Origin of the sequence: Amorphoplanes friuliensis DSM 7358 (genome assembly GCF_000494755.1) — a bacterium.
GTDB lineage: Bacteria > Actinomycetota > Actinomycetes > Mycobacteriales > Micromonosporaceae > Actinoplanes > Actinoplanes friuliensis.
The window spans coordinates 7,501,706-7,513,063 of the sequence record NC_022657.1; the positions used below are offsets into that span (position 1 = coordinate 7,501,706).

Below are 11,358 nucleotides of genomic sequence, written 5' to 3' on the forward strand. Positions count from 1 at the left end.
GGTAGCCCTCGGCCGCTGGGGAAACGCTTCCCCATATCGGCCTTATTTCTTCATATGACGCCCACAATGCCTGGGCAAGTCTTGAGAAAGCGCTTCCCCGCGGGGATGCTCCGGGGCACCCCGAACACCGGTCGGCCCTCCCCAGCCGGATCCCCACCGCGGCGAGGGCGGCCCCCATCCCCGGAGGATCGCCATGCACAGAACCCACCGCCAGAGCCGGAAGCTGCTGGGTATATCCCTGGCCGCCGTCCTGACCGGCGCCCTGTCCCTCACGATCGGCGGCGGCATCGCCGAGGCCGCGACGGCCACCGTCCAGGCCGAGGCGTACGCCGCCCAGTCCGGCGTGCAGCTCGAGGCCACCGGCGACACCGGCGGGGGCCAGAACGTGGCCTACCTCGCCAACGGTGACTGGATGCGCTTCGACGGCGTCGACCTCGGGCCCGCCGGCGCGCTGACCGTCTCCGCCCGGGTCGCCTCGGCCATCGGCACCGGCAGCGTCGAGCTGCACACGGGTTCGGCGACCGGGCCGCTGCTCGCACAGTTCCCGATCACGGCGACCGGCGGCTGGCAGAACTGGGCCACCCTGACCGCCACGGCGTCCACCCACCCGACCGGCGCCCAGACCGTCTTCGCCGTGCTGAAGAACAGCGGCACCGGCAACTTCGTCAACATCAACTGGTTCTCGTTCGGCACCGGCGACACCCCGTCCGGCGACGGCTGGGTCACCCTCGACCAGGCCAAGTGGAACGCCCAGCTCGCGGAGTTCCGCGCGATGGCGCCTCGTCCCGTTCCGGCCGATTCGGTACGCGTCCCCGAGTTCAACGCGTCGTGTCTCTACAGCCACTCCAAGCCGGACGACCCGATCGTCTTCCCGGGAATGGCCGGCGCCTCCCACATGCACAGCTTCATCGGCAACAAGAGCACCGACGCGAACACGACCACGGACACCCTGCTGCGCAACGCCGGTACGAGCTGCAAGCCGGCCGAGGACCTCTCGGCGTACTGGATCCCCACCCTCTACGAGCGCAACCAGGTCGTGGAGCCCAAGGACGTGGTCGTCTACTACGGGTCGCGGCTGGTCGACTCGGCGGCCACCGTGCCGTTCCCGCAGGGCTTCCGGATGATCGCCGGTGACGCCCGGCTGCAGGCGCCGACGCCGGCCGGCTCGGTCAACCAGTTCTACTGCGCCGGCGCCGGTGGCGAGATCGGCCGCAGCGCGGACGGCAACTGGCCGCGGTGCGCGCCCGGTGCCACGCTGATGTTCCAGCTCGTCTTCCCCGACTGCTGGGACGGTGTGCACCTGGACAGCCCGACGCACAAGGCGCACGTCGCTTACACCTACGACGGCACGTGCGGCGGGGCCTTCCCGGTGGCGATCCCGTCGATCTCGTTCCTGATCGCGTACCCGACCGCGGGCTCGGCCGACGGTTTCCGGCTGGCGTCCCAGATGGCGTCGTCGATGCACGGCGACGCGTTCCTCGCCTGGGACAACGCCGCCCTCGGCCACCGGGTGAAGAACTGCGTGGTCCAGCGGGCCAAGTGCAACACCGCGGGCGACTTCTGATCCGTACGGTGTGAGAGCCGGTCGGTGCGCGACGGCGAGGTACTGGCACACTCGTCATGTGGGTGACGGGGAGCTGGAGAGTCACAGCCTCGTCGACCTCGCGCTCGACCGGCTCAGCCGCGAGATCCTCAGCGGCCGGACGGACCCCGGTGAGCGCCTCGTCGAGGAGCAGCTGACCCGCAGGCTGGGCATCAGCCGGGCCCCGCTGCGCGAGGCGCTGCGGCTGCTGGCCCAGCAGGGGCTGGTCGAACACATCCCGCGGCGTGGTGTCCGGGTCGCGACCCTGTCCGACGACGACGTCCGCGAGCTCTACGAGGTCCGCGACGTGCTCGAGCGGCACGCCGTCGCGAACATCCGGCCCGGCGCCGATCTCTCCGGGCTGCAGGCCGCGCTCGAGGTGATGCGCAAGTCGACCGAGGCCGGCGACCGCTTGGCGATCGCCGACGCGCACCGGCGCTTCCACGTCGAGGTGGTCACCCTCGGCGGCAACCGCCAGCTGTCCGTCCTGTACGAGTCGGTCCTGGTACGCCTCCAGTTGTACATGGCGGTCAATCTGCGTCGTGAGGCCGAGGTCGCCGAGCCGTCGGACGGTGTGCACCGCCACGAACGCCTGCTGGCCGCGGTGGCTCTGGGCGACGCAAATGCCATCATTTCCGCTCTGAGCGCCCACGGGGCCCGCACCTATCTGCCCTAGATCACGCCACGACATCTGAGCGTTACCTGACGTGGAGTCGGCCGAAACAGAACGGTCGACAATCGACAGAATGAACGACGTCTTCCAGCGCATCCGCGACCGCGGCGACGACGGGGTCTGGATCAGCACCGTCGGCGAGGCGGATCTGCGGGCCCGGGCCGCCGCGGTCCCCGCCGGTCTTCCCCTGGCCGGACTGACCTTCGCCGTCAAGGACAACATCGACGTTGCGGGGATGCCGACCACCGCGGCCTGCCCCGACTTCGCCTACGTGCCCGATCGGACCGCGCCCGTCGTGCAGCGGCTGCTGGACGCGGGTGCGCTGCTCGTCGGCAAGACGAACCTCGACCAGTTCGCCACCGGGCTGACCGGTGCGCGGTCGCCGTACGGGTCGCCGGAAAGTGTCTTCGGGGGTGGCCTGATCTCCGGTGGGTCCAGCTCGGGCTCGGCCGTCGCGGTGGCCGCCGGGCTCGTCGACTTCTCCCTCGGCACCGACACCGCGGGCTCGGGCCGGGTGCCCGCCGCGCTCAACGGCATCGTCGGCATCAAACCGACCCGCGGGCTGCTCAGCACCGCTGGTGTTGTCCCCGCCTGCCGGTCCCTCGACTGTGTCTCGATCTTCGCGCCGGACGTCGCGCGGGCCGCGGCGGTGCTGCGGGTGGCCAAGGGCCTGGCGGCCGGTGACGCCTGGGGGCGTACGGGTTCGTCCCCGCTGCGCAGCCCGGCCGAGCTGCGGATCGGGGCGGCCCGCAGCCTCGACTTCTTCGGTGACGCGGGTCAGGAGAAGGCGTTCGCGGCCGGCCTCGACCGCTTCGGCGGCGACGTCCGAGTCGTCGACATCGAGCCGCTGCTGGAGGCCGGTGATTTGCTCTACCGCGGGCCGTGGGTGGCCGAGCGGCTGGCCGACCTCGGTGACTTCCTCGGCGCCCACCCGGACTCGGTGCTGCCCGTGACCCGGCAGGTGCTGGAGACCGGGCTGCGGTTCACGGCCGCCGACGCGTGGCGGGGCGTGCATCGTCTGCAGGAGCTCAAGGCCTGGACCGACCGGCTCTGGGAGAGCATCGACGTGCTGGTGCTGCCGACCATCGGCACGACGTACACCCACGAGGAGATCGCCGCCGACCCGATCGGCCGCAACCTCAACCTGGGCCGGTACACGCAGTTCGCCAACCTGCTCGACCTCGCCGCGGTGACCGTACCGAACGGTTTCACCGAGGACGGACGACCCGCCAGCCTGACGCTGTTCGGGCCGGCCTTCAGCGACGACACCCTGGCCCTGCTGGCCGGATCACTGACCGAGCAGGACGACCTGATGACGATCGCCGTTGTCGGGCTGCACCTCAGCGGCGAACCCCGCAACGCCGAGCTCACCGACCGCCGGGCCACGCTGATCGGCGCGGCCCGCACAGCACCCTGCTACCGGCTCTACAGCCTGCCCTCGGGCGCACCGGGACTGGTCCGCGACACCACGGGCGCCTCGATCGACATCGAACTCTGGCAGCTGCCGGCCGCGACCGTCGGCAGCCTGCTCGCCGGCATTCCCGCCCCGCTGTCCCTCGGCCGGATCGTCCTGGCCGACGGCAGCGAGGTGACCGGCTTCCTGTGCGAGGCCTACGCGGCCGCCGCAGGTCAGGACATCACCGCCAGCGGCGGCTGGCGGGCACACCGTTCATCGGAAAGGCAGGACACATGACCGCCAGCATCGGACCGGTCAAAGCCACCCCCTACCTCTGGCCCTACGACGGCTCGGTGCCGGTCGAGCGCACGGCCCTGATCTGCATCGACTGGCAGACCGACTTCTGCGGACCCGGCGGTTACGTCGAGTCGATGGGGTACGACATCGCCCTGACCCGGGCCGGCCTGCCCGCCACCGCCAAACTGCTGGCGCACGTCCGCAGCCTCGGCATGCTCGTCATCCACACCCGCGAAGGTCACGACCCCGACCTGTCCGACCTGCCGGCCAACAAGCGGTGGCGCTCGGCGCAGATCGGTGCCGAGATCGGCAGCCAGGGGCCGTGCGGGCGCATCCTCACCAAGGGCGAACCGGGCTGGGAGATCGTGCCCGAGGTCGCTCCGGTGGCCGGTGAGGTGATCGTCGACAAGCCCGGCAAGGGTGCCTTCTACGCGACCAACCTCGACCTCGTCCTGCGTACGCATGGCATCACGCACTTGATTCTGACCGGCATCACCACCGACGTGTGTGTGCACACGACGATGCGGGAGGCCAACGACCGCGGTTACGAGTGCCTGATCCTCTCCGACTGCACCGGCGCCACCGACCCGGCGAACCACACGGCAGCACTGCACATGGTCACGATGCAGGGCGGCGTCTTCGGGTGTGTGTCCACGTCGGACGACGTCATCGCCGCGACGGAGGTCTGAGATGCCCACCGTCGAGGCGCAGCCAGGCCCGTTCACCTTCGACCCTGCGACCACGGCGCTGCTGGTCATCGACATGCAGCGGGACTTCCTCGAGCCCGGCGGTTTCGGCGAGAGCCTCGGCAACGACGTCTCGCAGCTGCGCCGCACGATCGCGCCTCTCGCGGCGTTCATGACGACCTGGCGGGCGGCCGGCCTGCCGGTCATCCACACCCGCGAGGGCCACCTGCCCGACCTCTCCGACTGTCCACCGGCCAAGCTCGAACGCGGCGCACCGAGCAAGCGGATCGGCGACCCCGGCGCCTTCGGGCGCATCCTGATCCGCGGCGAGTACGGCCACGACATCATCGACGAACTCCAGCCCGCGCCGGGTGAGGCCGTCGTCGACAAGCCCGGCAAGGGTGCGTTCTACGCCACCGAGCTGCAGGAGCTGCTCGACAAGGGTGGCATCCGCAGCCTGCTCGTCGCCGGTGTGACCACCGAGGTGTGCGTGCACACGACGGTCCGCGAGGCCAACGACCGCGGTTACGAATGCCTCGTGCTCGCCGACTGCGTCGGCTCCTACTTCCCCGAGTTCCAGCGTGTCGGCCTGGAGATGATCGCCGCCCAGGGCGGCATCTTCGGCTGGGTCGCTGATTCCACGTCGGTCCCCCTCCAGGAGCTCTCATGAAACTCCCCTATTGGGTACGCGGTGACACCAACGCGTTCTTCGGCTTCGGCGTCAACGTCCTCGTCAACGTCCTGACCCTCACCGGCCTGTGCATCGGCGTCATCGGCATGGACCCGGGTGACGTCTTCGGTGTTGTCCTGCCCGCGCTGGGCATCGCCCTGGTGCTGGGCAACATGTACTACACCTACCTCGCGCGCCGCCTGGCCGCGAAGGAGAACCGCTCCGACGTCACGGCCATGCCGTACGGCCCCAGCGTCCCGCACATGTTCATCGTCATCTTCGTCATCATGCTGCCGATCTACCTGCGCACGAAGGACCCGATCCAGGCGTGGACGGCCGGCATCGCGTGGGCGTTCATCATCGGCATCATCGTGCTGATCGGCGCGTTCGTCGGGCCGTACATCCGCAAGTACGCACCCCGCGCGGCGCTGCTGGGCACGCTCGCCGGCATCTCCATCACGTTCATCTCGATGAACCCGGCCGGCCAGATGTGGAAGGCCGCCTGGATCGCCCTGCCCGTCTTCGGTCTGCTGCTGATCGGCCTGCTCACCGACGTCAAGCTCCCGTTCAACCTGCCCATCGGCCTGGTGGCGTTGCTTCTCGGCAGCGCGATCGGCTGGGCCGGGGGCGCCATGTCGGTGCCGGACGTGACCGCCGCGGCCAAGGACATCGCCTTCGCCTTCCCGCACCTCAAGTTCGACCTGCTCCTCGACGGCCTCCGCGACATGGCCCCGCTGCTGGCCACGGCCATCCCGCTGGGCGTCTACAACTTCACCGAGGCCATGACCAACGTGGAGAGCGCCGCAACGGCCGGCGACCGCTACAACCTGCGCAGCGTTCTGCTCGCGGACGGCGGCGGCGCGGTCATCGGCTCGATGCTCGGCTCCCCGTTCCCGCCGGCCGTGTACGTCGGTCACCCCGGCTGGAAGGCCGCGGGCGGCCGCACCGGCTACTCGATGGCCACCGGTGTGGTCATCGCCCTGCTCTGCTTCTTCGGAATGTTCGGCCTGCTCGGCACGCTCTTCCCGACCGCGGCCATCGTCCCGATCCTGCTCTACATCGGTCTCCTCATCGGCGCCCAGGCCTTCCAGGCCACACCCAGAGCGCACGCCGCGGCGGTGGTCGCGGCCCTCATCCCGAACATCGCAAGCTGGGCCACCGGCCAGATGGACAACGTCCTCTCGGCGGCCGGCACCACCGCGGCCGACGTCGGCATCAGCACCCTCGCCGGTGCGGGTGTCGTCTACGACGGCCTGAAAACCCTGGGCTCCGGCGCGATCCTGGCCGGCCTGGTCCTCGGCGCGATCGTCGCCTTCATCATCGACAAACGCTTCTGGCAGGCCGCGATCTTCTCCGGCGCGGGTGCCGTCCTGACCTTCGTCGGCCTCATCCACGCCGAAAAGGTCCAGCTCAACGCCGACGGCCCGGTCAGCCTCGGCTACCTCTTCCTCACGATCATCTGCGTCCTCTTCGCCCTGACCAAACCCGCACCCCGCGAACCGGACGCCGACGAGCTCGAACTCGAACGCCTCCACACCGGCGGCAACGAGTTCACCGAGGCGCCCGAGGGCGGCGTACCGGCAAAGGTCTGAAAATCCCACCGACGGCGGCGGCCCGGCAGCGATTGCCGGGCCGCCGCCACCCCGCCCAGGAGGTGCCATGCAGATCAACCGGCCGGACATCGTCGACGAGGTGGCCGCCGCGTTCGCGGACTACGAGGACGCCCTGGTCGCCAACGACGTGGACCGCATCATCGCCTTCTTCACCGACGACGCGGTGCGCTTCGGCGTCGCGGACCAGCAGGTCGGCCTGGCCGAACAGACAGCCTGGCGCAAAGCCCAGCCACCCCTGCCCCCGGGCCGCCGCCTCAAGGACACGATCATCACCACGTACGGCGCGGACGTCGCGGTCGTGACCACGCTGTTCGGGTACCCGGGCTCGGACACCCTGGGCCGCCAGTCCCAGAGCTGGCTCCGCCTACCCTCAGGCTGGCGCATCATCACCGCCCACGTCAGCCACCCGGCCGCGTAGCCGCGATTCCTTCGAAGAGGGTGATCAGGCCCTGCGGTGCCTCGGCGCCGAAGATGAGATCGATGGTCTCGTGCGCGGCGATGGCCGCGGCCTCGCTGCGCGGGAACATGACCTTCTCGTAGGCAGCGAAGGCGGTTTCGGGGTTTGCGGCGATGGCCTGACCGAGTTCGGCGCCGTCGAGCATGGCGAGGTTCGCGCCGTCGCCGCCGGGCAGTGTCACGTGCGCGGCGTCGCCGATCAATGTCACGCCGGGCACCCGGTCCCACCGGTGATCGCTGGGAAGCTCGTAAATGCTGCGCAGGACCGGCGCGGTCTCCCCCTCGGTGATCAGCGAGACGAGTTCGGGGGCCCAGCCGTCGAACTCCGCGGCGATCCGGGCCTTCGCGGTGGCGGCGTCGGCGAAGTTGATGCCGGCGAACCACTCGACCGGCCGGAAGAAGACGACGTAGGTGTGGATGACGTTGCCCGCTTCCCGGTGGGCCAGGAATCCCTGGCCGGGGATCAGGGCTTTCAGGGCGCCGCTGCCGACCGTCCTCGCCGCGCCGGGGTGCCGATTGTCGACGTCGTGCAGGTAGAGGTCGACGTAACTCATGCCCGCATAGGCCGGCTTCGCGTCCGAGACCAGCGGCCGGACCTTGGACCAGGTGCCGTCGGCGCCCACGAGCAGGTCGGAGACGACCGTCGAGCCGTCCGCGAAGGTGAGCTCGTGACGTCCCCGGCCGAGGGGTGCCGCCGACAGAAGCTTCTTGCCCCACTGCACGGTCCCGGCGGGCAGCGACTCCAGCAGGATGCGGCGGATGTCTCCGCGCAGAGCCTCCGGCCGTGTCATCGAACCGTCGTCGCTCAGTTCGAGAAGCACCGTGCCGTGCTGATCGAGGACCCGCTGCGCACCGCCGCCCCGGTTGATGATCGAGCGGTACTCCTCGGTGAGCCCGGCGATCTCGAGCGCGAGCTGACCGTCGTGCTCATGCAGGTCGAGCTGCCCACCCTGGGTACGCGCATCCGGGGAGGCGTCCGCGTCGTGAACGGTGACCGGGACGCCGTTGACGTGCAGAACGCGCGCCAGGGTGAGCCCACCCAGACCCGCGCCGATGATCGTGACCGGAGTTGTCATGGAACTAAGTTCTACGCAGCGAACATTGTTCGTGTCAACGTATAGTGACAGGTATGGCAGTCGACCCCTCCCGGCGCCGCGCCGCCCGGCACGCCCAGCCCGGCACCGTCCCCCTCGATCCGGCGATCCCCAGGACGCCCATCACGGTCGAGCGCATCACCGACGCCGCGCTGCAGGTCGTCGCCACCGACGGGTACGACGCTCTGACCATCCGCAGCGTCGCGAAGGTGCTCGGCACCGGGCCGTCGTCCCTCTACGCCCACATCGTCAACAAGGCGGACCTCGACGACCTGCTGGTCGGCCGGCTGTGCTCGCAGATCAAGCTGCCCAGGCCCGATCCGGCACGGTGGCAGGAACAGCTGAAAAACGTGTACGCCCAGCTGCGTGACCGGTACCTCGAATATCCCGGCGTCTCGCGGGCCGCGCTGGCCGTCGTCCCCACCAACCTGGAGACCCTGCGGGTCGGCGAGGGGCTGCTGGCCATCGCGCTCGCCTCGGGCGCCGGCCCCCGTACCGCGGCCTGGGCCGTCGACACGCTCTCCCTCTACGTCGCCGGATATGCGCTGGAAGCCTCGATGGTCCAGCAGCGACGGAAGGACCCCGGTGCGATCTGGGTCCTGAGCCGCGACGACCTGGTGAGCCGCTTCGAGGCGCTGCCCGAGGACAAGTTCCCCCACACCAGGCGGTACGCCACCGAGCTGACCTCGGGCACCGGACACGACCGCTTCGACTTCGCCCTGGACATGGTCATCGACAACCTCGCCCGAGCCGGGAGCGTGTGATGACTGTGCTGGTGGTCGGGGGTACCGGGATCGACACCGTGGTGCCCGTCGGTGAGCTGCCGATCCTGGCGGCCGACGGGGTGCAGGCGGCCGGGCCGGTGCGGACGTTCGTGTCGCACACCGGGACCTGTGTTGCGCTCGGGCTGCGCAACCTCGGGGTGGAGGTCACCGTCGCGGATGCGGTCGGGGACGACGAGGAAGGGCGGCGCATCACGGCCGCCTTTGCCGGGTGGGGCATTCCGTTGCGGACGGCGATCTCGACCGGTGGCACCCGCCGGGCCGTCAACCTGATGGACCCCCACGGGCGGCGGCTCTCGATCTTCGATGCGCGGGTCGTGCCCGGCTACCGGCTGCCGGTGGAGACCTACCGGCCGTTGCTCGACCGGGCCCGGCACGTGCACGTCACCCTCACGGGCTGGGCGCGGCACCTGCTCGCGGAGGCACGCACCGGCGGGCGCACCGTCTCCACCGACCTGCACGACTGGAACGGGACCGACGACTATCACCGCGACTTCGCGCTCGGCGCCGACCTCGTCTTCGTGAGCGGTGTCCAGCTCGGTGACCGGGCCGCCGAGGTGGCCCGGTGGATCCTGGCCGACGGTGTCGCCTCGCACGTGGTCGTCACGGCCGGAGCAGCCGGCGCCGACCTCTACACGGCCGGCGGGCACCTCCACGAGCCCGCCGCCGACCTCTACACGGCCGGCGGACACCTCCACGAGCCCGCCGCCGACCCGGGCGGGCCGATCGTCGACTCGAACGGTGCCGGGGATGCCCTCGCCGCCGCCTTCCTGGCCGCGCTGTCCGACGGGCTCGACGACGCCGCCTGCCTGCGGCGTGGTGCCATCGCCGGGGCGTACGCGTGCACCCGGCCCGTCGGCCCGGACGGCTTCATCCGGAGGCAGGACTGAGTCCGGACCGGGTCGACAGCACCAGGCCTTCACCACTAGAACTGGGCCATGAGCTCTGAGCGGATCGAGGCGGCGCTGCGGCCGTACGTGGAGAACGGTCACCTGCCCGGCGCGGTTGCGCTGAGGGCACGGGGTGCGGAGGTCGACGTGGCCTGTGTCGGCGTCCGCGATCTCGGGACCGGGGTGCCGATGACCCGCGACACGCTGTTCCGGATCGCCTCGCTGACCAAGCCGCTGGTCGCCGCCGTGGCGCTGATGCTGGTCGAGGACGGCACGCTCGCGCTGGACAAACCCGTCGACGAGTGGCTGCCCGAGCTGGCCGGGCGGCCCGTGCTGCGGGAGCTCGGCGCGGAGCTGGACGATGTGGTGCCGCTCGCCCGGCCGATCACCGTGCAGCATGTTCTCACCTACACCCACGGGTACGGGGCTGTGATGGCACCGCCGGGGACGTACCCGGTCCAGGAGCGGATCGAGGCGCTGCAGCTCGGGCCCGGCGCCGATCCGGAGCCGTTCTCCCGCGACGAGTGGATGGCGCGGCTGGGGACACTTCCGCTGCTGCACCAGCCGGGTGAGGGCTGGAGTTACCACGGTGGCGGCGAAATCCTCGGGGCGCTGCTGCAGCGGGCGACCGGTCTGAGTCTCGAGACGCTGCTGCACGAGCGGCTCTTCGAGCCTCTGGGGATGCGGGACACCTCGTATGCCTGCATCGATCCGGAACGGCTCGCAACGGCGTACCGGCCGGGCATGTCCGGGGAGCTCGAGGTGTGCGCGGAGCCTGAGGGCCGCTGGTCTCCTCCCCTGCGGGTGTCAGGGGCGACCGGGCTGATCTCGACCGTCGACGACTGTCTCGCCTTCGGCCGGATGCTGCTCGACGGGGGCGGCGGTCTGCTCTCCGACGGTTCGGTTGCGCAGATGACCACCGACCGGCTCACCGCCCAGCAGAAGGCGGCGGCGATGTGGTTGCCGGGCTTCTGGGACGGGTGGGGCTGGGGCTTCGGGGGCGCGGTCGCCACCGGTCGTGAGGTGCCGGGGCCGGCGGCCGGGAGCTACGGCTGGACCGGCGGCACGGGCACGGCCTGCTACACCGATCTGCGTGGCGGGCGGGTCGGGGTGCTGCTCACGCAGCGGGAGATGACCAGCCCGATGCCGGACGCGTACGCGAACGCGTTCTGGGAGGCGTTCTAAAGATCTCAAGCCGCGCACCACCCGGCCGATGGGG

The 11,358-nt window shown here is 70.5% G+C and carries 11 protein-coding genes; 10 read left to right on the forward strand and 1 reads right to left on the reverse strand.

Features of this window, described 5'->3' with window-relative positions; translation table 11 throughout:
• Positions 1-193: 193 nt before the first annotated feature.
• The 7 genes from AFR_RS34510 to AFR_RS34540 all read left to right on the forward strand — a co-directional run bounded on the left by AFR_RS34510 (position 194) and on the right by AFR_RS34540 (position 7,335).
• Positions 194-1,564 (forward strand): DUF1996 domain-containing protein, encoded by a 1,371-nt coding sequence (locus AFR_RS34510; protein ID WP_023561463.1) that lies wholly within the window; start codon positions 194-196, stop codon positions 1,562-1,564.
• 58 nt (positions 1,565-1,622) lie between these two features.
• Positions 1,623-2,258, forward strand: a complete 636-nt coding sequence (locus AFR_RS34515) for a GntR family transcriptional regulator (RefSeq protein ID WP_023561464.1) — start codon at positions 1,623-1,625, stop codon at positions 2,256-2,258.
• Between the two features lie 70 nt (positions 2,259-2,328).
• Positions 2,329-3,948 carry an allophanate hydrolase gene (gene atzF / locus AFR_RS34520; RefSeq protein WP_023561465.1) on the forward strand — a complete coding sequence of 540 codons (1,620 nt, stop codon included), beginning with the start codon at positions 2,329-2,331 and terminating at the stop codon, positions 3,946-3,948.
• Entirely contained in the window at positions 3,945-4,637 is a 693-nt protein-coding gene (biuH, locus tag AFR_RS34525; protein ID WP_023561466.1) for a biuret amidohydrolase, read from the forward strand. The genes atzF and biuH overlap by 4 nt, the downstream gene beginning before the upstream one ends.
• A gap of 1 nt (position 4,638) precedes the next feature.
• Positions 4,639-5,304: a cysteine hydrolase family protein gene (locus AFR_RS34530; RefSeq protein WP_023561467.1), complete on the forward strand. Its 666-nt coding sequence runs from the start codon at positions 4,639-4,641 to the stop codon at positions 5,302-5,304.
• Entirely contained in the window at positions 5,301-6,896 is a 1,596-nt protein-coding gene (locus AFR_RS34535; protein ID WP_023561468.1) for a SulP family inorganic anion transporter, read from the forward strand. The genes AFR_RS34530 and AFR_RS34535 overlap by 4 nt, the downstream gene beginning before the upstream one ends.
• A gap of 67 nt (positions 6,897-6,963) precedes the next feature.
• Entirely contained in the window at positions 6,964-7,335 is a 372-nt protein-coding gene (locus AFR_RS34540) for an AtzH-like domain-containing protein (protein ID WP_023561469.1), read from the forward strand.
• Here AFR_RS34540 and AFR_RS34545 read toward each other — a convergent pair.
• A complete protein-coding gene (locus AFR_RS34545) occupies positions 7,316-8,449 on the reverse strand; it encodes an FAD-dependent oxidoreductase (protein ID WP_023561470.1) in 1,134 nt (377 codons plus the stop codon). The two genes, AFR_RS34540 and AFR_RS34545, sit on opposite strands and share 20 nt — an antisense overlap.
• 53 nt (positions 8,450-8,502) lie before the next feature.
• Here AFR_RS34545 and AFR_RS34550 point away from each other — a divergent pair, with 53 nt between their 5' ends.
• Genes AFR_RS34550 through AFR_RS34560 form a run of 3 tightly spaced genes read left to right on the forward strand, consistent with a single transcriptional unit; the run spans position 8,503 to position 11,324 of the window.
• Entirely contained in the window at positions 8,503-9,231 is a 729-nt protein-coding gene (locus tag AFR_RS34550; RefSeq protein WP_023561471.1) for a TetR/AcrR family transcriptional regulator, read from the forward strand.
• Entirely contained in the window at positions 9,231-10,139 is a 909-nt protein-coding gene (locus AFR_RS34555) for a carbohydrate kinase family protein (RefSeq protein ID WP_023561472.1), read from the forward strand. The genes AFR_RS34550 and AFR_RS34555 overlap by 1 nt, the downstream gene beginning before the upstream one ends.
• A gap of 48 nt (positions 10,140-10,187) precedes the next feature.
• On the forward strand, positions 10,188-11,324 hold the full coding sequence (locus tag AFR_RS34560; protein ID WP_023561473.1) for a serine hydrolase domain-containing protein: 1,137 nt from the start codon (positions 10,188-10,190) through the stop codon (positions 11,322-11,324).
• Positions 11,325-11,358: the final 34 nt, after the last annotated feature.